Genomic DNA, 21,951 nt, shown 5'->3' with positions numbered 1-21,951 from the left:
GGACTGATCGCCGTGCCGATGCGCGTCAGAAGCATTCCTCGACCGTCCAGTGGACGGGAACCTCGGCAATACTCGCGGTCGGCGGAAGTTCGAGAACCATATGAACGATCCTCGCGAGATCCTCGGGCTGCGTGAGCAGCGAGGGATCCTGTGACGTGAGATCTCGGCTCATGTCGGTAGCGACGAAGCTGGGGCAGATCGCGGTGGTCCGAATGCCAGTGTCGCGCCCGCTCTGGCGCAGGGCGTGCGCAAAGCCCATCAGGGCGAACTTCGACATGCCGTAGAGTCCGGAGGAGGGGGACTTGATCCGCTTTCCCGAAAGCGACGACATCACGACAATCCGACCGGGCCGCTCTTTCGCCAGATGCGGCCACGCCAGTGCGGTCAACCGCATGGGTGAGCGAACGTTGATGGCGAAGGTGCGCGCGAAGTCCTGATCCGTCGCGTCGAGCACATTGATCGGCAACATGACGCCCGCGTTGTGGACGAGCCCGTCCAGCCGCCCGAAACGGGCCACGGTGTCGGACACCCAAACCGCTTCGCTGTCGGGGTCTTCCGCGTCAAAGCGGCAGGCAAGAACAGCCTCGCCGTGCAGCGGCGCATTGGCAGGATCGCGCAGTCCGAGGCTGACGGCCCAGCCGTTCTCCACGAGCCGGTGGGCGATGGCCGCGCCGATCCCCCTCGACGCGCCGCTGATCATGGCGACGGGCCGTCCGCCCATATGCATCGTGCCTGGCACGGTTCCGCTCGGCTGAGTCATGCCGCCAGTGCCGGACGCAGGCGCGAGATCGAGAAGGGAGCCGGATCGACAAGCGGCGATGTTCCCATGACGATATCGGCCATCAACTGCCCCGCTGCGGGCGCAATGCCGAACCCGTGGCCGGAGAAGCCAGAGGCGATGTGGAAGCCGGGTAAGGTCTTCACGGCGCTGATGACCGGGATTGCATCGGGCGTGACATCCATCACGCCGGCCCATTCCCGCACGACGCGTGCTTTTGCAAAGGCCGGGTAGGCGCGGGCGAGGTTGGCCAGGGCTTTGCGATTGAAGGAGGCGGTTGGTTCCGGATCGAGCGTGCGCACCTTCTCGAAGGGCGTGACCTCATTGGCGCTCCAGCGCCGTGGGATCAAAAGATCGCGCACGAAGCTCGGGCCGATGCGCAGCTTCAATTCACGCCATGTCTGGACCAGTGACGGCAAGTATTCGAACATCAGCCGGAAATTGTCAGGCAGCAGCGGTGCAAGATTGGCGTTGCGCAGGGCGATGGTGTAGTCGCCGTCGAGGCGCTTTCTGTAAGCGAAGTTACCCGCGCCGACAGGCATCTCCGCAAGGCCCTCGATGCCACTCACCCGCGCGACGCTGCCGATCACCTTCAACTGCGGAAAATCGATTCCGAGATTGCCGGCGAACAGACGTGACCAGACGCCGCCCGCGAGCACGACGGACGAGCATTTGACCGTTCCATGTTCCGTGACGATGCCGGAAACGCGACCGGCCGCCGTTTCCACCGTACGCACGGCGCAGTTCGTCAGAATGCGGGCTCCGGCCCGGCGTGCTGCTTCGGCAATGGCGGGCGCGGCAATCCACGGCTCGGCTCGCCCGTCGGTCGGCGTGTAGAGGCCGGCCAGAAGGCCACCGGAGGAACCCGGCAGTAGGTCCGTCACCTCACGGGCCGAGAGCATGCGCGCGTCGAGGCCGTGAGTGAGGCCCTTCTCGTACCAGCCGCCCCAATTCTCGAGGTCGTTCTTGTTGTAGCAAAGGTAGGTGATGCCCGTGCGGCGAAAGCCCGTCTCGCTGCCGATGCGCTTGTTCATGTCGCCCCACAGCCGCAGGCTCGCCATCGTCAGTGGCAGTTCGGCGACATCCCGTCCCATCTGGCGCGTCCAGCCCCAATTGCGGGACGATTGTTCGCCCGCGATCCGGCCCTTCTCGAACACGCCGACGGAAACGCCGCGCTCGGCCAGGGTCAGGGCGGTGACGATGCCGATGATGCCGCCTCCGATGATCGCCACGTCGACTTGGCGCGGCAGCTCGGGATCTCCCTGGAAGGGAGCGACGGGGATGGAGATGTCCATAGCGAACCTCGGCTCTCTCAGGCCCATTCGGGGCCGGGCACCTGGACGAGATGGCCAGGTTTGATTTCTTCGTAGTGGCGCTGCGGCGGCACGAAGCCGCGCGGTTTCAACGGGCTTCGGAGTTCGCCGTCGCCTGTCAGGTTGCGGCGATAGTGGCGACGGGCCGGGTCCGGCATCGGCACGGCGTCCAGCAGCCGACGCGTGTAGGGGTGACGAGGATTGCCGAAGACCTCCGCCCGCTCGCCGATCTCGACGATCTCGCCCAGATACATCACCGCGACGCGGTGGCTGATGCGCTCCACCACGGCCATGTCGTGCGAGATGAAGACGATGCCGAGCTTGAGTTCCTGCTGCAGGTCCATCAGCAGGTTGACCACTTGCGCCTTGACCGACACGTCGAGCGCCGAAACCGCCTCGTCGGCAACGAGCATCCCCGGCTGCAAGGCGAGCGCGCGAGCGATGCAGATGCGCTGGCGCTGACCGCCTGAGAATTCATGCGGGTAGCGCTGGGCGACTTCCGGCGAGAGGCCGACACGCTGCAAGAGATCCGCCGCAATCTCCACGCGCTCCTTCGGGCTTGAGAGATGATGGATCTGCAGGGGTTCCTGGATAGCCTTGCCCACGGTCAGGCGCGGGTTGAGGCTCGCGAAGGGATCCTGAAAAACCATCTGCACATGGCGGCTGAGTTCGTGCTGGCTCAATCCGGCAAGATCGCGCCCGTCGAGTTCGACATGCCCGGACGAGGGTTTGCGCAAGCCCGCGATGACGCGCCCCATCGTCGACTTGCCGCAACCGGATTCCCCCACGATCGCCAGCGTTTCACCGCGCGCCAGATTGAACGATACGTTTTCCACCGCATGAACGCGCGTCGTGACCCGCCGCAGCAGCGAAGAGCGGATATCGAAGCGAACGGAGAGCCCCTTGACGTCGAGGAGAGGCGGAGCCTGCTTCTGACGAATGTCGGGCAGCTCGCGCTCCAGCGCGGCTTCGCCTGTGGCGATGTCGAAGATCGGGAATGGATGCGGCTTGGCATGTTCGCGCATCGATCCCAGTTGCGGCACGGCGGAAAGCAGCGCCCGCGTGTAGGGTTGAGCCGGCCTTGCAAACACCTCGGCGGTCGTGCCGGTCTCGATCTGATCGCCGCGATACATGACCAGCGTCCGGTCCGCGACCTCGGCCACCACTCCCATGTCGTGAGTGATGAACAGGACCGCCATGCCCTCTTCCTCCTGCAGCTCCTTGATGAGCGAGAGGACCTGCGCCTGGATCGTCACGTCGAGGGCGGTGGTCGGCTCATCTGCGATCAGCAGGGCAGGCTTGCATGCGAGGGCGATGGCGATCATCACGCGTTGGCGCATGCCGCCCGAGAACTGATAGGGAAACTGGCCATAACGGCGCTTCGCGTCCGGAATGCGCACCCGCTCCATCAGCCTCAAGGCGTCGGCGCGAGCTTGTGCCTGGGTCACGCCCCGGTGGAAGCGAATGGATTCCGCGATCTGGTCGCCGATGGGCATGACCGGATTGAGGCTTGTCATCGGCTCCTGGAAGATCATGGCCATGTCGTTGCCGCGGATCTTCACCATCTCGGTCTCGGGCAATCCCAAAAGCTCTCGTCCGGCAAGCTTGATTGACCCTTCGATGCGACTGATCCCACGCGGCAGAAGCTGCATGGTCGAGAGTGCGGTCACGCTCTTGCCGGAGCCGGATTCACCGACGATGGCCAATGTTTCACCCGCAGCGATCTCGAAGTTGAGATTGCGGACGACCGCATTCCAGGCATCGCCCCGTTTCAGGGAGACGGTCAGGTTCGAAACGGCGAGGATCGGTCCGGAGGGGGCCGCGGAGCGCGCTGGAACAGTCAACACGGTAGCTCCTTCTCTGGGTACGGAGACACGGGTTTGCACGAGCGGTTTCAGTTGCCGGTTCCGTGAACGTGGCGCGGATCGAACCAGTCGCGCAGCCGGTCACAGAAGGCATTGAGAACAAGGATCAGCAGCGAGAGGACGAGGCACGGCCACACCAGAAGCATGGGCGCCTGTGCCAGCGTCGCACGGCCGGTGCCGATCATCAGGCCGAGGGATGGGGCAGGGGGCAACACGCCCAGCCCCAGGAAGGACAGGCCCGATTCAAGGACGACTGTCACTGCCATCACGAAGCTGAACTGCACGATCAGCGGGCCGAGAATGTTCGGCAGGATGGTGCGGAGCATGATCCGCCCGGCGCCCGCGCCCATGCCGCGGGCGGCATCGACATATTCCTGCGAACGGACCGTCAGGACGCTGGCATGAGCGACGCGGGTGAAGGACGGAACGAACACCAGCGCAAGAACCGGGATCAGCGTCAGCGATCCGGGGCCGTAGAGCGTCACGGCGAGCATTGCGAGGAGGAGCGGCGGGAAGCACAGAATGATGTCCATGCTGCGCATGGTCAGCACTTCCGTGGCGCCACGGCTGAAGCCGCCGATGATGCCCAGCGCGCTCCCGATGGCGCCTGAAAGCAGGGCCGCGCTGATCGCGATGAACATGGCGCTGCGCAGAGCCCAGACGAGGCGGGAGAGGATGTCGCGGCCATATTCATCCTGGCCCAGCGGAAACGCCCACGAGGGAGGAGCGAAACGCGAGGCGATGTTCATCGCCAATGGATCGTGAATCGGAAGCAGTGGCGCAAGCAGGCTCAACGCAATGAGACACAGGAAGAGCGCTGACGGCCAATTGCGAAAAGCGGAGATCATTTGCGGACCCTCGGATCGGCAAGGCCGTAGAGAATGTCGACGACAAGGTTGAGCCCGATGAACAGCGCGGAAATGACGAGGATGACGGCCGTCACGGTCGGGTAGTCGCGTGCGCTCACGGCGCTGACCAGCATGCCCGACAGGCCGGGCCAGTTGAACACGTACTCCACGAGCACGGTGCCGCCGAGCAACCCGCCCAGCTGCAGGGCGAAGACGGTTATCACCGGCATCAGCGCATTTCTCAGAACATGCCGGACGATCACGTAGCGCTCCGGCAATCCTTTGGCGTGCGCGGTGCGAACGAAATCGAGGGGCAGGACGTCCTTCATCGAGGCGCGCGTGATGCGGAACAGGATGGCGGACAGGCCGATGCCGATGGCTACCGCCGGCATGAACAGCAGCTTCAGATGGCCGATGGGGTCGCTTGCGTAGGCGACAAACCCGCCCGCCGGCATGAGCTTGAGAAGCTGCGACAGGACAAGGATCATCAACGTTCCGACCACGAAGACCGGCACGCCTTGAGCAAAGCCCGTGACAAGGGATGCGAAGCGGTCAAAAGCGCGGCCTTGCTTGAGAGCTGCCACGACCCCCGCCGGAAGTCCGATGAGGAGGCTGATGAGAGCGGCTGCCCCGATCAGTTCGAGCGTGCGCGGGAGGCGCAGCGCAATCTCTCGCCCGATTGGGCGGTCGTCGACCATCGAACGTCCGAGATCTCCCCGAGCCAGCGCGGACATCTTCTCCACATACTGAACATGGATCGGCTTGTTCAGGCCGAGATCCTCGCGGATCAGTTCTATCGTGGCGCGATCCGGAGCCGCCCCATCCTGCGACAGAAGAAGTTCTACGGGATCGCCCGGCACCATGTAGATGGACAGAAAGACAAGGGTCGTCACGACCCAAAGAAGAACGATGCTCAGCGCGACACGTTGCAGGAACCATGCCATCGAATGCATTTCCTTGTTGGGCCACGGCAGTGGCCGGCGTTGCGCCCGGATGCCGATATGGGCACCCGGACGAGCGCGTTTGACGTCAGGAGATGGTCAACTGGTCGAACAGGGTTGCCGAGAAGGGCGAGAGCTGTTCGGGCAGCAACGTGAGGCCACTCACAGCCTTTGACCGTGCATACCCCGTCGCGCGGTAGGCCACGCCGCAGAAGCTGGCGTTCTCGCACACCAGTGTGTCGATCTCGGCATAAATCGCCTTGCGCTTCGTTTCGTCGAATTCCGCGCGACCTTTCTCGAGAAGCTCGGACAATCCCGGAACCTCGAAATTCCGGCTACGCAGGAACGTCGGCGACAGGGAAGGATCGATCAGTGTGGTCGCGGCATCCGGGTCGAGACTGTCGATGCCGATGCCCTGAACGGCAAAGTCGCCTTGGCCGCGATTGCCCATCGTGACGCGGGTCGCCCAATCGGGCATGACCGTCTTCACGGTAATTCCCACCTCGGCCAACTGGTTCTGAACCAGAACCGCAATGTCGCGGTGCATGGTGTATTGCGAGGTTGCCAGCAAGGTCACGGTCAGACCCTTCTCCTGGCCCGCTGCCTTCAGGAGCGCGCGCGCCTTCTCGGGATCGTAGGTCCAGTAGTTGGCGAGCTTCTTGTCGAAATACGGCGAAACCGAGGGGCGAGGCACGCCGGCAAGCGGCGCGCCGTGTCCGAAGAACACAGCCTTCACGATATCTTCGCGGCGCAGGGCGTAAGATACCGCCTGTCGCAAACGCTTGTCCGCGAACGGGCCCGAGCCGTTGAAGCTGAGATACATGAAGGCGCCTGCGGCGACCGCATCCAGTTTCAGTTGCTGGTTGGCGGCGATGGCGTCCATCGCATTCCACGGAACGTAGTCGATGAGGTCCACATCGCCCGACTGCAGGGCCGCCACGCGCAGGTTCTCGTCGATGTAGGGGACGACGCGAATTCTCGGAATGGCCGGAAGCTTGTCCTTGAAATAATGCTTCGAGGCGGTGAGCATGATCTCCACGCCCTTTTCCGCACTCGTCAGAACATAAGGACCGGCGCCAATGCCCTGTTCCTTTTCGTCCGTCGAGCCGGCCTTGAGGATCGCCAGGTACGGATAAGCCAGCAGCGCCGGGATCGTCGCGGAAGGGGTCTTCGTGACAATGCGGAAAGTACCCGCATCGGCGATGTCGATGCGCTCGATCGGCAGGGCGGCGTCGCGCATATAAGCGCCGGTATCCTTCGCGAGGATCTTGTCGAAGGTCCACTTCACGTCCTGCGACGTCACAGGCGAGCCGTCGCTGAAGAGGGTCTTGCGCAGGGTGACGCGCCAGACAAGATCACTTTCACGCGCCCAGCTCTCCGCCAGTTCTCCGACCAGAGCGCCCTTGGTGTCGTAGGCAAGGAGGTTGCGGTTGAGGAGCGCGGAGATGAGATGACCGGCATAGCCGACATTGATCCACGGACGGAAATGGGCCGGGTAGGTCGAAAGGCCGATGCGCAGCGTCTTTTCAGGGGACTGCGCGAAGGATGCACGCGAGCCGAGCGGAATTGTCGCGGCTGCTAGGGACTGGATGAGGACTCGACGGTTCAGGATCATGGATTTCCCTCTGTTCTGTTCAAGTGCCATTGCACTGCCCGGGTTGCAGTTCGCGCCGCATCCTCAGACGGGAAGTCATGCTGTGCGGCCAAGCCGTTAGTCAGCAGCTCCCTATGGATTGAACGCTAGACTCCAACCTTGCGCAGCGTCAAACGAATTCTGATTATTATTTTTTGAAAGTCTTAGTATTCCGATTATCAGAATAAAACGAGTTTTCGTGGACGTTCATTTGGCAATATCGCACAGCTTTTAGGCTCTTAAAAACCGATAATCAGAATATTAAAAAATATATGATCCACATATTGGAATTGAATTGACAGTGGGTCGAGCTCCCTCTTAGCTGACGATCAGCTTTTGCAGAGGAACTGCACTGTTGAGGGAGCTACTGATGGCATGGCGAATCGGAGTTGATTCCGGGGGCACGTTCACGGACGTCTGCCTCTTCAACGATGCAACCGGGGAGGTGGTGATCTGGAAGGTCTCCTCCACTCCCGACGACCCGTCGCGAGGAATTACGCAAGGTATCGATGAAGGCTTGAAGCGCGTGGACGGTGCTGCGTCGGACGTAACGTTCGTCGGCCACGGCACGACGGTTGCGACGAACGCCCTGATCCAGAGGCGCGGCGTGCGCACCGGCCTGATTACGACCGAAGGTTTTCGCGATCTGCTGGAAATCGGCCGCCAGAAGCGCCCCGATCTTTACGACCTCCAGGCCGACAAGCCGGAAACGCTCGTCACGCGCGATCTGCGCATCGGCGTCAATGAGCGCGTTCTCGGTAACGGGAAAACGGAGATCGTGCTGAATGAGGACGAGATCCGTGACGCGGTTCGCAAGCTCAAGGCGGAAGGGGCCGAGGCGATTGCGGTCTGCTTCCTCTATAGCTTCCTTGATCCCGCGCACGAGGAACTGACGGCGCGCATTCTTGCCGAAGAATTCCCCGAAGGCTTCGTTGCGGTTTCAAGCCGCATCGCCCCGGAATTCCGCGAGTTCGAGCGTCTCTCGACGACGGTCGTCAACGCCTATCTCGGGCCTGTGATGCAATCCTACGTGCGGGCCTTGAAGCGCAAGATCGTCGATCTCGGGATCACGGTCGCGCCGCAACTCACGCAGTCGAATGGCGGCGTGATCGGGTTCGATGCGGCTGCCGATCTTCCTGTGCGCACCGTGTTGTCCGGCCCGTCGACGGGCGTCGTGGCCGCTCAGGCAATCGGCCGTATGACCGGTATCTCCAACCTGATTACCTTCGACATGGGCGGCACAAGCTCGGACGTCGCGCTCTTGTCGAATGGGCGCTGCCGGGTCGTGAACGAGGCGGTGGTGCATGGCTATCCGCTCAAGACGCCGATGCTCGACATCCACACGGTCGGCGCGGGCGGCGGCTCCATCGCGTATGTGGACAGCGGCGGGCTCCTCAAGGTCGGTCCGCGCAGCGCCGGCGCCAATCCGGGACCGTCCTGCTACGGCCTCGGCAACGATGAGCCGACGGTGACGGACGCCAACGTGCTGCTGCAGACGCAGAACCCCGAATATCTGCTCAACGGCCGCATGAAGATCGACCAGGAACTGTCGCGCGCCGCCGTTGCACGCCTTGCCGAAAAGCTCGGCATGGGTGTCCTCGAGACCGCCAACGGCATTCTCGACATCGTCACGGCCAACATGGCCAAGGCCATCCGCGTCATCAGCGTGCAGCGCGGCCATGATCCACGCGACTATGCTCTTGTCGCTTTCGGTGGCGCGGGTCCCGTTCATGCCGCGCGTCTTGCCCGCGAGCTCGGCATGTCTCGCGTGTTGATACCGCGCACGCCGGGCGTGCTTTGCGCCCTGGGCCTGCTGATGACCGATCTGCGGACCGATTTCTCGGCGACGCAGATGACGCGGCTCGATGAAGCCAGTCCCGAGGCGATCGGCGCGATCTTCGACAATCTCGCGGAACAGGCCAGCCAATGGTTCACGCAGGAGAATATCCTGCCCGAAGAGCGGCGCATGGAGCGCAACGTCGACCTTCGGTATGCCGGCCAGAACTATGAGATCTCCGTGCCGGTACCACCCGGCCCGGTGACACAGGCGAGCTTCGATGCGATCCGCCAGGGCTTCCTGGATGCGCACCGGCAGCTTTACGGCTTCGTTGCGGATGGAGAGCCGATCCAGATGGTGACCTTCCGCCTGTCCGCCAGCGGTCTTGTCGACAAGGCGGAGTTCCGTCCGTTGCCTGATGCGGGACCCGATGCGTCAGCAGCGATCACCGGGCATCGCGATGTCTGGATGGTGGAAGCCAAGGGCTTCGTCAAAGCCGCCTTGTACACCCGCGATGCGCTTCGCCCCGGCAATGTCGTCGCGGGGCCCGCGATCATCGACCAGATGGACACCACGACAGTGGTGCCGCCCGGCATGGCCGCGACCGTCGACAACTATCTCAATCTCATCCTGGAGGCCCGGTAATGTCCGACACTCTGCAAAATCCCGTGCCCGACGTGGCCGACGCGCGCCTCAACCCCATCACAGTGGAGGTGATCGGCAGCGCGTTCGCCTCCATCGTCGAGGAAATGGGCGAGGCGCTCGTTCGCGCGAGCTACTCCACCAACATCAAGGAGCGGCGCGACTGCTCCACGGCGTTGTTCGACGCGGATGGGTTGATGCTGTGCCAGGCCGAGCACATTCCGATGCACCTGGGCAGCTTCATCGACTTCGTTCCCTATGTGCTGCGGCATTTCGGGCTGGAGAACATCGCGCCGGGCGACATTTTCATGGGCAACGACGCCTATGAGGGTGGCGGGACGCACCTGCCCGATATCGTGATCGCCGAGCCGATCTTCGCCAAGGGTCGGTTGATTGCGTGGGCGATCAATACTGCCCACCATTCCGATTTCGCGGATCGCGGGCACGCTCATATCTATCAGGAAGGCCTGCGCATCCCGCCGGTTCGGCTGTTCCGCGCGGGTGTTCTGCAGGAGGATGTCCAGCGGCTTTTCCTGCTTAACTGCCAGGTGCCTGCCGAACGCATTTCCGACCTGCGGGCGCAGATTGCCGCGAACAGGCTCGGCGTCGCGCGCATGTCGGAGCTTTGTGCGAAATACGGCGTACCGACGGTGCTGGCCGCCGGCAAGGAGCTGATGGACTACGCGGAGCGCAAGATGCGTGCCGGTATCGCAGCAATTCCGGATGGCACGTATCGCTTCGCGGACATCTTCGACAGCGAGTCACTGGACAAGCCCCTCGAGATGTCGGTGTCCATCACCGTGTCAGGCGACGAGATCCACCTCGATTTCGTCAGCCCGCCGCAGGTCCGCGCCGGCCTGAATGTGGTTTACACCGCGCTTCTCGCGACGGTCTATTACGCGGTGAAGACCGTCGTTGACCCGACGATCCTGCCCAATGCCGGTCTGGCGCGGCCCATCCACGTCACCGCGGAGGAAGGGACGATCCTGCGTTGCTCTCATCCCGCAGCGGTCGATGGGCGCATCACCGCTTGCCAGAGAGCGGTGGACCTCATTCACGGGGCCTTCGCCCAGGTGGTGCCGGAGCGCGTTACCGCGGCGTCGAATGGCTCGGTGGCTGTGGCGAGCTTTAATGGCCGCCGTCCTGACAAGTCGCTGTGGGTCTATCTGGAGACGATCGGCGGTGGCAGTGGCGCGCGCCACAGCAAGGATGGTCTCGACGGCGTCCACGTCCACATGACCAACACGTCGAACCTGCCGGTCGAGGCGCTTGAAGGGGAATATCCCATCACGCTTCTGCGCTACGAACTGGTCGACGGTTCCGGAGGAGCGGGGACATGGGTCGGGGGGCTTGGGCTCCGCCGTGTCTACCGCGCCGAGGCTGAGTGCCGCGTTCAGGTGATGGGCTCGCGCCTGACCTCGCGGCCCTGGGGACTTGCCGGAGGTGAAGCGGGTGCACCGGGATACTTCACCGTCAACGGACGTGAGAATGTCTTCGACACCGGCTCGGTCGATCTCAATCCAGGCGATGTCCTCGAGATCGTGACGCCGGGCGCTGGAGGCTACGGCCTTCCATCCCGACGCGGAGCCGAAGACGTGGCGCGTGACCTGCGCGAGGGACGGCTTTCCGCCCCCGCGGTTGCGGCTTAGCGCGAGGCCGCTGGCTGCGATGCGATTCCACGCGCAAATCCGGGCGACCGGGGGGAGGGTGATTGACACTCAACTCCCGGTCAGGGCACACGACAAAGGGAAGGGCAGCCCGGCCTTTCCCTATTGTCGGGATTTGGCGTGAACAAGAAATCCTCATCGAACGTCCAGCGCGCAGCTGAGATTCTGATCGCTCTCGGGTCCGCCGGGGGCGCGGGGATGAGCCTTGCCAGTCTCGCCACCGTCATCGGAGACACGAAGTCGGCGGTCCACCGGGCTCTGGTTTCGCTCGCCGAATTCGGACTGGTGAGCCAGACCGGGCGGCGCGGCAACTATCGGTTGGGACCGGCCATTTATGCCCTGGCCAACCGGACACCGTCGATCAACGACATGGTGACATCCTTCCGCCCCGTCCTGATCTCGATCAGCGCGGAGACGGGTCTGTCGAGCTATCTCATGGTTGAGGCGGGACAGGATTCCATCTGCCTGGATTTCCAGCCCGGCGTCGTCATGGCTCCTGCGCTGGTGGACGGCGTGGGCGGGCGGGTGCCGCTCGGTATCGGTCTCGCAGGCGTGTGCATTCTGGGCATGATGGATGAGGCCTCGCGAAAGCGGATCATGGAGATCAACGAACCTCAGTACGAGAGCTGGGGAGTCGATCCCGCTGTCATTCTTGGCGAGATCGAAGCGTTTCATGAAAAAGGTTATGCCGTTGGCTATCGGACGGCGAGAAACCTGCCGAGCTTGACCATTGCACTGCCGGCCAAGACCGAGGACTTCGTCAACTGCAAGGCTGCCGTGTCCGTTCTTGCGCCGATGAACGGCCTAGACGATGAAGAGATTGAAAAGGTCGTGAGCACGATGCGTCGCTACCTTACTCCGGGCCTTGAAAAGAAGGCAGTCCGTTAGGCCGCAGCGAATGATGCGGGCTCCGGAAGAGCCCGCCGCATGACACGCCTTTCCACTAGGCTTGTTCCTCCACCGCAATTACATGCAGGCGATGCTCCTCACCGGTTCTCGTCGGCCAGGTAATGGACTGGCCTTCGCTGAGACCGATGAGCGCCGCACCGATGGGCGTGAGGATGGATATGCGCTTCTCATCGATATTCGCCTGTTCGGGGAAGACGAGAGTCACGCGCTCGGTGCGTCCGGTCTGCTCGTCACGAAATGTCACGGTCGATCCCATTGCGACCAGCGACGGTATCTTGGAGCCGTCCGCGATGATGCGCGCCCGCTCGAGCTCATTCAGCAGGTAGTCGGAAACCTCCGGCATGCGGCCGGCGGCGACTTCGGCAAGCTTGAGCAGGCGCTCGTGATCCATTCTGTTGATCTTGATCGGTGGCTTTTTGGACTGCGAGCGGCTTTTCGCAGGAAGCGTGGCGGTAGACATAGTGAGACTCCACAAGGTTCTGGCTGCGCTCTGTGCCCTCGGGCACGCGAAGCGAAATTGTTAAGCGGGGGATGAACCGTTCCGGGGAGGGGCGCGACGACGCGCTCCTCGGCCCCGGGGCTTAGGAGTGTGCGATCAGCAATCCTGCGGCGAGCAGGCCTCGAGGCTTGACGGCATATCGGTTCATGCGCGGCATGGTAGCCAGCGAACACCGGTTGTCAAATCCGTGAGGCCGACCGGCTAAGGCGCAACGCCGCGCCATGCTGTCGCCTTTCCCCATCTGATGCCACGCCTAGTTTTCTTGCGGGGGCTTACGGAGGACATCATGAAAGCGATTGTTCCTGTCGCGCTTGCGTTTCTGGCCTTTTCGGCCGCCACCGCGAGTGCGCAACAGCTCACGCCTCAACAGGAGCGCATGAAAACCTGCAACACCGAGGCTTCGTCGAAGCATATGGCGGGCGGCGCCCGCAAGACGTTCATGTCGGATTGTCTGGCTGGAAAAACAGGCAGCACAACGACATTGACGCCTCAGCAGGAAAAAATGAAGACCTGCAACACCGAGGCGTCTGCGAAGAAAATGATGGGCGACGCTCGTCAGAAATTCATGAGCTCCTGTCTCAAGGACTAGAGCCAGGTGTCAGACGGCGCGACCACAACAGGGCCGCGCCGGCACGATTGTGGTTACGGAGTGCAGACGTAGCGCATTCCGTTCGTGGCGAGGTACGTGCCCGTCGCTGGGTCGTAAGAGCGATACTTGCGCGCGCAATAGGCTGCGACCGAAGGACTCACTGTTCCGGGAGGGGCGGGCAGGGCCGATTGGGACGGCTGGCTCGCAATCGCACCGCCGATCAGAGCTCCGGCGGCGAGGCCTGCGGCACCGGCGGCGAGAGCGGCACTCCCATCATCGTAGCGCCGGTAGTAGCGCGGGCCGTAGTAGGGACCGTAATAATACCCCCGGCGATAGTAATACTGAGTGTAGCCTTCGTTGGGATAGGGCTGGCTGAGGTCAACCGAACGCCCGTCCCGTGAAACGGTCTCAGCGGCTGCCGGCATCGCCATCACAAGCGCGCTGACGCCCGCAAGGGCAAGAACGATTTTTCGCATTACAGGCTCCCTTTGTGCCGCGACTTTCAAAGCCAGGCCTCAAGCTTCACCGAACATATAATGCATCGCAAAACCGGATCACAAGGCGCGCCAGGCTGCCGAGAGCGCTTCGTGCTGCACATCACACGGAATTGAAGGCGAGTTGCCCGGGCGAATGAAACTTCTTCAGATCGGGGAAATTAAAGTAATTGTATAACATATCGCAATACGTTTATGGAGGGAGCGTGACTGACGCCTCAACATATGCGGCAAGCTCTTGTGTCGCAGGGAGGGTGAAATTTTCTAATGGCCCGTTTATTGCCTCGTCTCTGCCCTTTACTGCTGCCCGCGTAACATTTAACGATGTTACGTAAGGTCTATATATGCGGGTGCAATTGGTATTGTACATCGTATCATTGATTCCGCTTGGGAATGTTGTGTGCGGGGGGATGATGATCGTGCGCTGTTTCGCAGTTTTGTTCGCCGCGCTGTTGATGTCGACGCAAATTCGAGCTGATGAGGTTTTGCCGTCACCGACCGGGCCGATCATTCTCGTGGTGACGGGAAAGATCCGGAACGCCAACGCCCCCGGGCAGGCGCGCTTCGACAAGGCCATGCTCGATCAGCTGGGTCATGCAACCATCACGACGCATTCGTCGTGGTGGGATGGCGCAAAGACCGCCGAAGGGATTCCGCTCAGGAAAATTCTCGAGAGGGTTGGAGCATATGGTGAAAACCTGCGAGCGACGGCCTTGAACGACTATCAGGTCATCATTCCTGTCAGCGATCTCAAGTACGAGCCGATTCTTGCCACGGTTCTCGACGGAAAGGCGTTGAACGTGCGGGACCGCGGACCGCTCTGGGTCGTCTACCCCATCGATCAATATCCCAATGAACTGAAGACGGAGCGCGCGGATTCTCACTGGATCTGGCAACTGAGAAGTCTGAATGTCGAGTAGCGTGCGAGCCAAACTGAGAAGCTATAAATCGGCGATCCTCTCGCTCGTAGCGATTGCGACGCTTACGATTTGCTTTGCCCTGACCGTCGCTCGCCTGTTGCATGTCGAGAGTGATCTGCGGAGTGAGGACACGCATACGAACCTGTGGCAGATCACGCAGACACAATTCGAGGCGACCCTGCTCGCGGAGAGCCTTTCGAGGGCCGCTGGCGGCGAAGTCTTCTATGATCCCGAACAGGCGCCGAAGTTCCGGTTAGCCATTCTTATCAGCCGCCTTTCGGTCCTCCTGGAGGGGCCGCAGGCTGAGTTGGTCGCCCGGCTTGGGGAGCTGGGTGATCTCAAGGCCAGCTATCTTCAGCTGACGCTTGCGGAAACACTTTTTGAGGCCGAGACCAATATCGATCGTGAGGCCGCGCTCCATGTGAGGGGGCAGGCGAGGGAAGTGGCGTACTTTCTGCGCGACATCGCCAATAAAGTGATGCTTTACAATCGCCAGCAGGGCTCCGACACGCGGTCGAAGTATCTGCGTGTCGTCTTTGAAAGCATGCTGTTCATCGTCGGCATCTTTCTAAGTGCCTCGTTCCTCATGCTCAGGCTCTACAAGGGGCTTGGAGAAGCGACGCAGGCCAAGCGCCTTCTGCGGCAGGAGCAGGAGTTCTCCGATCTCGTCATCAACAATATCAGCAATCAGGGCATCGTGATCTTCAACGAGGATCTGAATTGTCTGCTCTGGAACCCCGGCATGGAGATCCTGCTCAATCTCGACGCGACCGATGTTGTGGACCGTCCACTGCGGGAGGCTGTGCCGCTGTTTTCGAGGGAGGAAGTCGGCGCGGCCCTGGCGCAGGCGATCATGGGGACGACCTCCGTGATCGAGGACGAGGGCATCTCTCCTGACGGTCGTGAACGCTGCCTCGAAATTCATTGCTTCCCCCTCGATATGGCTGAGCGCAGTCTCGGCATCGCCTTTCTTCGCGACATCACCGAAAGCTGGCAGGCGCGAAAGCAGGCGGAGCAGCAAAATGTCGACCTCGAGATCAAGGTGCAGCAGCGTACAGCTGCCTTGAGGCAGGCGGAGCGCCGCCTGATCGCGGCAATCGACTCGGCACCGGAAGGCTTCGCCGCGTTCGACAATGCGGGTCGGCTGCTTTACGCCAACGAACGGATACGAGCGGCGGAGCCCGTGAATCTGTGGTGCCGTGAGGAAATAACGCTCACGACATTCCTCAAGTGCTTCTCCATGTGCGAAGGGGCGGACCCGCAGCTTCTGACGGCCGGGGAGGCATTCGCGGAATTCTCGGTGGATTTGCGGATCAACAAGAGTGAATGGGCGCAACTCTCGGTGACGCGTGCCGACGGTGGCACGATCTTCGTCCGCTTGACGGACATCTCAGGCTATAAGCACGCCGCAACGGCTCTGCAGTCGGCGCTTGATCGCGAGCGCGAAACCACGAGCGCCTATCGCAGTTTCGTTTCGATGGTGTCGCACCAGTTTCGCACGCCGCTCGCCATTCTGGATTCGAGCGCGCAACGTCTCATCCGGCGCGGCACGAATGTCACGCACGATGAAATCGTCACGCGTGCGCAGCGTATTCGGAACGCGACAGGCCGGTTGACCAGTCTCGTGGAGAGCGTTCTCAACGCGGCGCGTCTCGACGCGGGCCGCATCGAGCTCAACCTTGCCTGGTGCAGCCTTGTCGATCTGGTGTGGGATATCTGTGAACGCCACAAGGAATTGAGCCCTCACGCCGAGATCGATTTCGAGGTCCCGGAGCAACCCATAAAGGTCCACTGCGACAGCATCCTCATCGAACAGGTCGTCATCAATCTGCTTTCGAACGCGATCAAGTATTCCGGCGAGAAGCCACGCATAAAGATCAAGCTCTGGGTTGATGATGGCCAGGCATTCTGTTCCATCGCCGATTCCGGGATCGGTATTCCTCCCGATGAGCTGTCGAAAATCTTCGAAAGGTTCTACCGCGCCAGAACGGCGTCAGGAATTGCAGGAACAGGAATCGGCCTGAACTTTGCTCAAAAGATCATGCATTTACATGGCGGGCAGATTCAGGTTGAAAGTTACGAGGCAGTCGGGTCCGTGTTTACGTTCGATCTGCCTATCTCAAGCGTCGATCAAGCTCCGAAGGCCGCGTGAATGACCACGATGAATATTCAGCCCACGATCCTGTGCATTGAAGACGAAGAGGATCTGCGCAGCGATATCGCGGAAGAGCTCGTCGCCGCGAATTATGAAGTTCTTGAAGCCTCCAACGGTAAGGAGGCGCTGGCCATTCTCGAGCGTCATCGTCCCGATCTGGTTTTGTGTGACATTACAATGCCGGGTCTTGGTGGGTATGATGTGCTGAAGGTCATGCGTGAGAACGGGGCGCTTGCCGATGTGCCGTTCATTTTTCTCACAGCGCTTGCGGATCGCAACGATGTGCTCGTGGGCAAGCAGGCCGGCGCTGACGACTATCTCGTCAAGCCCATCGATTACGAAATCCTTCTTGCGACCGTTGCGACCCGTCTCGAACAGGTTTCGCGCGTACGTCGTGGCGCTGTGCAGAAGGCGGAGGAGGCCTGGCAGGAGGTCTTGAACTCCTCGCGCGGACGAGCAATCGAAGTCCTCTACAAGGCTACTTTCGCGTTCGACCGTTTTCTTGTCGGCGTCGTGATCCTGGATCGCGAAGGCAATGTGCGCCTCACGAACAAGGAGGCGGATCGCATGCTCGCGGAGGATGACGGGTTGAGCCTTCATCAGGGAAAGCTCAAGGGCTCCGTGCCGAAGCAGAGCTCGAAACTGCAGGAAAGCATTGCCCGCGCCTTCGAGGAGGAACTTCTCGACGAGATCATCTCGTTCCCGCGCCTGTCCGGCGGGCGGCCCTATCTTGCGCTCGTTCCGGGGCAACGTTTCTCACCTGATGAGGAGCCTGACGCTGTCGTGGTCCTGCTCATCGACACCGAGCAGCGCACGAAGGTTTCTGGCGAGACGCTCGTTCGTCTCTACAACCTGACACCCTCTGAGACGCGTGTGGCCCTCATGTTGATCGACGGCAAGCGTCTCGACCAGATCGCCGAGGAATTGGAGGTGGCACAGACCACCGTTGTGTTCCACCTCAAGAACCTGTTTCGGAAAACCGAGACGAACCGTCAGGCCGATCTCATCCGCGTGCTTCTGTCAGTTCCGCTGCGCACAGCCGCAGACTAGGTGGACAAGTCACTCGCGGCCTATGGCTTCGCGCTTGCGTCAGGATTGAGCACGCCGTCGGCAATCGCCTTCTGGCGAATGGCCTCTACCTTGGCGAGCTCTCCTTGAGGATCGGGCGCCGGATTGCGGGTCTGCCAGGCCTTCAGGTTAGCATTGACTTCGGCCTGGTAGACATAGCCGGCGGCCATGCCGCTGAGCCCTGTTGGATCGGTACCTGTGGCGGTTGCCACACCCAGGGCTGCCGATGCAGGGCCGGCGGCCAAGGGGGATAAGCCTCATCTTTCAGACATTCATTGAGCCGGACGCCACTGAAGCCCCTTCGTGCTCATGTGCGAGATCATCGGAGGGGGCTTTAAGCATTTCAACGATTGGCGCGAGCGCCATTCGGATAGCTCTTCAGACCCTTCATCCCAATTTCTGCAACTATAACGAGCATCAAAAAAAAGAAAATAGATCGTTAGCCTGATCTATGAACTCATGGATTTGGGAACAAGCGCGATCTGAGCGCTTGAATTAATCAATTGTGCTTTAGGATTCGCGTTCAAAATCAGAAATTTTTTCAATTCACTCCCGCTGATAGCATTAACAAATAAAGGATTATATTCGCAGGCAAAATGAAGAATTACAACTATGGATTTATTATACTATTTAAACAACTAGGTTCTATTACATTTATTGGTGGCGGGTACTTATTGACATTGGACATTCAATTGCCATACGTGTTGCGTATTCTATGTGCAGTGATGTTCAAAATTTGAGGTTGTCCGCAACGTAACTTCATCCCAAGATCACTCGCTGCCTAAGCCGTTATATCCACTAGCCATATTAGAATTTCATATCACACACATGCTCAGATGGAGCGGGACGCTTCATGTCTGAATGGGGGCTCGCGTGACGTCTTCCTTGCTGGAACATGGTCAATCCAACGTTGACGTGGAGGCCGCTAATGCGCTGCCGGCGCAGTTAACGGACACGCTCAAGCACTCCAATAGCCTAACGGTAGCCGAATACTTCGTAAAAACTCTCGAAAGTGAGCATGTCTCAGCTGTCTTTGGGGTGCCTGGCGGAAATATCGCTGCCTTCCAGCAGGCGCTTCGGGCTCATGGATCTATCAAATTTATCATTTCATCACATGAGGCTGGCGCAGCCTTCATGGCCGACGGTTATGCGCGAGCCACCGGTGGGCTCGGCGTTTGTCTTGTCACAGCGGGACCGGGCCTCACCAATGCGCTGACGGGGATTGCATCTGCTCATCTTGACCAGGTTCCTCTCCTGGCCATTAGCGGACAGGTGCCGACGACACGTTTTGGGATGGGAGCAATACAAGAAAGCACCACGCTTAACGGCGTCGACACCGTCGGACTCATGAAGCATGCGAGTGCTGCTTCGATACCAGTCTCGGATGCAGAGAGCTTTCCTGGCGTCGTAGATCAAGCCTTGCGCAAAGCCTTTGGACTACGCGGAGCGGTGCACCTTAGTATTCCTGCGAATGTTGCCAGGCAATCAACAGGCACGGGCGACTATTCAAGATCATCACCTCGGGCGAAAATGCCATCAGCGGGACCTGGGGATGTCGAGGCTGCAATCAAACTTATCAGCCAGGCCAAGCGACCATTGATTTTCATTGGCGCCGGCGCCCGTGATGCTCTCGTGCAGCATGGCGAGGAATTCAATGCGTTCGTCGCGGCAAGCAAAATACCGGTCGCCTCGAGTGTGCGCGGCAAAGGCCTTTTTCCGGAGGATCACCCCCTGGCTCTTGGAGTCATGGGAATGGCCGCGAACCAGCGTGCCGAGGCCTATCTGAGAGATGGTGTCGACGTCATGCTCGTGCTCGGCAGCAAGTTGGGCGATTGGGCGAGCCGCAGTTTTCACCGGGATTTCAATGCCGTGGGAACGGTCATTCAAGTCGATCTTGATCTCAGTGCGATGGGTCGCTTTCTGCCGGTCGATCTTCCCGTCGTTGGAGATATTGGCACATTTGTGTCAGACCTTTGTACGCAGCGGGCAGCATTCGATACTCCCTCAAGAGATGATCTTCAGGATTGGCTGGCACAACATCCGCATCTGGAGCCTGCGCCAAAAAGCGCAAACAATGGCCTGCATCCTCATCAGGTGATGCTGGAGCTGAACGCGTGCCTCCAACCGGATATGGATCTCTACATCGATATGGGCAACGTAACCGGATGGTCTGCTCACAGCCTGACGATCACACCGCCTACCCGCATTTTTTATCCAACCGGCCTGTCGTCCATGGGATGGACATGTGGGGCCGTAATCGGCGGAAAAATCGGTCGCCCTGAGCGGCAAGCCATCGCTGTGACAGGGGATGGTTCCTTCCTGATGAATGGGACAGAGTTGTTGGTCGCCTCCCGCCATAAGGCTGGAACGGTGACGCTGGTTCTGAACGATAATTTCTTAGGCATGGTCAACCACGGAGAACGCTCGCAGGCTGGACAAGGGCACTATCCGCTCGACGATCAGTTTTTCTGCTTAGGGAATCCGGACCTTGTACGCTTCGCTGAAGCGCTGGGAGCTCGAACACACATCGTCAGACTGCCGGGAGATCTCGCACGCGCGCTGCCGATTGCCATTACGCAGGCAGCAAAAGAGCAAAGGCCTCAAGTAGTCATCATCAAAGTCGATCATGAAGTACCGCCGCCTTATGGTGAGAGGTTTACGGCTGTTGCTGGAGATGCGCATTGAGCTCGGCAGGTATTGGGATCTTGGGAGTAGGCTATGCTGTTCCCAACAAGGTCCGACTGAACGACGATCCAATTTTTGAAGCACTCCGGAGTGAAAATGCAGCTCAGGACGAAGCAGCCCTGTTCTACGGCAATCGGGAGCGACGTGTCTTACAAGAAGGGGAATCGTTATCGGCTTTGACAGTTCAAGCCTGCGAAGCGGCACTGCTACACGCAAGACTTCAGAAAACCGAGATTGACCGCTTGTATGGCTATGTTTCGGTTTCCGAATATGTCGCACCAAACGCTCTTTACGAGGTGCATCAACTCCTTGGTTTGCCGACCTCCGCACTGGTGGTTCCCATCCAATCCGAGTTCACGAACTTCCTGCTTGGAACGATCCTTGCTCGGGAAGCTATCATAGCAGGGAGTGCTCAGCGCATTATCGTTGCTGCCGGCGCAGGCTGGACGCGCAACATTGATTATAAGCAAGGTCACTCCGTCGGCATTGGGGATGGTGCGGGAGCAGCCGTGCTAGGTCTCTCCGACAGAATGGTTATTACCGATTGGGCGATAGACACATTCAGTGATGAATACGGTGCCATGGTGATGAAGCGTTGGCCCGATCGTCCACATGATCATCCAACCTATGGCATTGACCCGGCATTCGGCATCAAGGCCTTCATGTCGAGCGGCATGAACGGCCCACCTCGTCTCGTTCTCTCTTTGTTGGCCAAACATGGCATTCGAGCGAGCGACGTTACACTGATCACGCATCAGGCAACCCGCAAGCTCATGGACCATTGGGCTAATGCCATACAGCCAGGCGCTTATCTTGATACCTTCGAAGCATTCGGCAATCTTGTAATTGCTTCGATCCCCATTTCGCTAGCCTGCTTCTTTGATAAGATCGAGACGCCTTGGCTTGTCATGGCTGGGTTGGGCATCGGTGCTCATCAAGGCGCTATTTTAGTGCGGTGTTAGGTTCGTGGACAAAAGCCTTTCTCCAGAGACAGCCAAGCTGGCTTGCGCGATTGGCGACTTTAAATCTGTCTACCAGCTTTGAAGCATGAGGGCCTGTACCCCAAGGCCATTAACGGATTGGTGACCGTGATCGCAACAAAGTCACTTGCCGTCACATTGCCACGGTTCGTTCAGCTTCCAGCCGGGTTCGGAAGATTATATCTCTC

Annotated in this window: 18 protein-coding genes; 9 read left to right on the top strand and 9 right to left on the bottom strand. The window is 60.2% G+C overall.

Annotated elements, in window-relative coordinates:
• Window positions 1-25: 25 nt before the first annotated feature.
• The 6 genes from DQW91_RS10405 to DQW91_RS10380 all read right to left on the bottom strand — a co-directional run bounded on the left by DQW91_RS10405 (window position 26) and on the right by DQW91_RS10380 (window position 7,360).
• Window positions 26-760 (bottom strand): SDR family NAD(P)-dependent oxidoreductase, encoded by a 735-nt coding sequence (locus DQW91_RS10405; RefSeq protein WP_245410979.1) that lies wholly within the window; start codon window positions 758-760, stop codon window positions 26-28.
• Window positions 757-2,073 carry an NAD(P)/FAD-dependent oxidoreductase gene (locus tag DQW91_RS10400; protein ID WP_112663572.1) on the bottom strand — a complete coding sequence of 439 codons (1,317 nt, stop codon included), beginning with the start codon at window positions 2,071-2,073 and terminating at the stop codon, window positions 757-759. The genes DQW91_RS10405 and DQW91_RS10400 overlap by 4 nt, the downstream gene beginning before the upstream one ends.
• A gap of 17 nt (window positions 2,074-2,090) precedes the next feature.
• The gene (locus tag DQW91_RS17000; RefSeq protein ID WP_112663571.1) at window positions 2,091-3,938 is read right to left on the bottom strand and encodes an ABC transporter ATP-binding protein; all 1,848 of its coding nucleotides are present in this window, start codon (window positions 3,936-3,938) and stop codon (window positions 2,091-2,093) included.
• A gap of 47 nt (window positions 3,939-3,985) precedes the next feature.
• Window positions 3,986-4,804, bottom strand: a complete 819-nt coding sequence (locus DQW91_RS10390) for an ABC transporter permease (RefSeq protein WP_112663570.1) — start codon at window positions 4,802-4,804, stop codon at window positions 3,986-3,988.
• Window positions 4,801-5,748: an ABC transporter permease gene (locus tag DQW91_RS10385; RefSeq protein WP_112663660.1), complete on the bottom strand. Its 948-nt coding sequence runs from the start codon at window positions 5,746-5,748 to the stop codon at window positions 4,801-4,803. The genes DQW91_RS10390 and DQW91_RS10385 overlap by 4 nt, the downstream gene beginning before the upstream one ends.
• 85 nt (window positions 5,749-5,833) lie before the next feature.
• On the bottom strand, window positions 5,834-7,360 hold the full coding sequence (locus DQW91_RS10380; RefSeq protein ID WP_112663569.1) for an ABC transporter substrate-binding protein: 1,527 nt from the start codon (window positions 7,358-7,360) through the stop codon (window positions 5,834-5,836).
• A 388-nt stretch (window positions 7,361-7,748) separates the two neighbouring features.
• Here DQW91_RS10380 and DQW91_RS10375 point away from each other — a divergent pair, with 388 nt between their 5' ends.
• The 3 genes from DQW91_RS10375 (at window position 7,749) to DQW91_RS10365 (ending at window position 12,352) form a co-directional block, all read left to right on the top strand.
• The gene (locus DQW91_RS10375; RefSeq protein ID WP_112663568.1) at window positions 7,749-9,800 is read left to right on the top strand and encodes a hydantoinase/oxoprolinase family protein; all 2,052 of its coding nucleotides are present in this window, start codon (window positions 7,749-7,751) and stop codon (window positions 9,798-9,800) included.
• On the top strand, window positions 9,800-11,446 hold the full coding sequence (locus DQW91_RS10370; protein ID WP_112663567.1) for a hydantoinase B/oxoprolinase family protein: 1,647 nt from the start codon (window positions 9,800-9,802) through the stop codon (window positions 11,444-11,446). The genes DQW91_RS10375 and DQW91_RS10370 overlap by 1 nt, the downstream gene beginning before the upstream one ends.
• Window positions 11,447-11,584: 138 nt before the next feature.
• Window positions 11,585-12,352, top strand: coding sequence for an IclR family transcriptional regulator (locus tag DQW91_RS10365; RefSeq protein WP_112663566.1), 768 nt, complete (start codon window positions 11,585-11,587; stop codon window positions 12,350-12,352).
• A 55-nt stretch (window positions 12,353-12,407) separates the two neighbouring features.
• Here DQW91_RS10365 and rnk read toward each other — a convergent pair whose 3' ends face one another.
• Window positions 12,408-12,833, bottom strand: a complete 426-nt coding sequence (gene rnk / locus DQW91_RS10360) for a nucleoside diphosphate kinase regulator (protein ID WP_112663565.1) — start codon at window positions 12,831-12,833, stop codon at window positions 12,408-12,410.
• A gap of 325 nt (window positions 12,834-13,158) precedes the next feature.
• On the opposite strand from rnk, the gene DQW91_RS10355 reads away from it, so the two are divergent.
• Window positions 13,159-13,461: a PsiF family protein gene (locus DQW91_RS10355; protein ID WP_112663564.1), complete on the top strand. Its 303-nt coding sequence runs from the start codon at window positions 13,159-13,161 to the stop codon at window positions 13,459-13,461.
• Window positions 13,462-13,514: 53 nt separating this feature from the next.
• Here DQW91_RS10355 and DQW91_RS10350 read toward each other — a convergent pair whose 3' ends face one another.
• Window positions 13,515-13,937 (bottom strand): BA14K family protein, encoded by a 423-nt coding sequence (locus DQW91_RS10350; protein ID WP_112663563.1) that lies wholly within the window; start codon window positions 13,935-13,937, stop codon window positions 13,515-13,517.
• A 362-nt stretch (window positions 13,938-14,299) separates the two neighbouring features.
• On the opposite strand from DQW91_RS10350, the gene DQW91_RS10345 reads away from it, so the two are divergent.
• Genes DQW91_RS10345 through DQW91_RS10335 form a run of 3 tightly spaced genes read left to right on the top strand, consistent with a single transcriptional unit; the run spans window position 14,300 to window position 18,080 of the window.
• Window positions 14,300-14,875 (top strand): putative pterin-binding protein, encoded by a 576-nt coding sequence (locus tag DQW91_RS10345; protein WP_157961412.1) that lies wholly within the window; start codon window positions 14,300-14,302, stop codon window positions 14,873-14,875.
• Entirely contained in the window at window positions 14,865-17,027 is a 2,163-nt protein-coding gene (locus DQW91_RS10340; RefSeq protein WP_112663561.1) for a sensor histidine kinase, read from the top strand. The genes DQW91_RS10345 and DQW91_RS10340 overlap by 11 nt, the downstream gene beginning before the upstream one ends.
• Window positions 17,028-18,080, top strand: coding sequence for a response regulator (locus DQW91_RS10335; protein WP_112663560.1), 1,053 nt, complete (start codon window positions 17,028-17,030; stop codon window positions 18,078-18,080).
• Between the two features lie 20 nt (window positions 18,081-18,100).
• On the opposite strand, the gene DQW91_RS16600 is transcribed toward DQW91_RS10335, so the two are convergent.
• Entirely contained in the window at window positions 18,101-18,268 is a 168-nt protein-coding gene (locus tag DQW91_RS16600; RefSeq protein WP_157961411.1) for a hypothetical protein, read from the bottom strand.
• A 703-nt stretch (window positions 18,269-18,971) separates the two neighbouring features.
• On the opposite strand from DQW91_RS16600, the gene DQW91_RS10330 reads away from it, so the two are divergent.
• Complete coding sequence (locus tag DQW91_RS10330) at window positions 18,972-20,783, top strand: thiamine pyrophosphate-binding protein (protein WP_198411839.1); 1,812 nt, start codon at window positions 18,972-18,974, stop codon at window positions 20,781-20,783.
• The gene (locus tag DQW91_RS10325) at window positions 20,780-21,745 is read left to right on the top strand and encodes a 3-oxoacyl-[acyl-carrier-protein] synthase III C-terminal domain-containing protein (protein ID WP_112663558.1); all 966 of its coding nucleotides are present in this window, start codon (window positions 20,780-20,782) and stop codon (window positions 21,743-21,745) included. The genes DQW91_RS10330 and DQW91_RS10325 overlap by 4 nt, the downstream gene beginning before the upstream one ends.
• The last annotated feature ends 206 nt before the right edge of the window (window positions 21,746-21,951 follow it).

Origin of the sequence: Microvirga flavescens (assembly GCF_003290125.1) — a bacterium.
Classification (GTDB): Bacteria; Pseudomonadota; Alphaproteobacteria; order Rhizobiales; family Beijerinckiaceae; genus Microvirga; species Microvirga flavescens.
The sequence above is the reverse complement of the archived record's forward strand: the minus strand, read 5'-3'. Positions and strand labels throughout refer to the sequence as shown.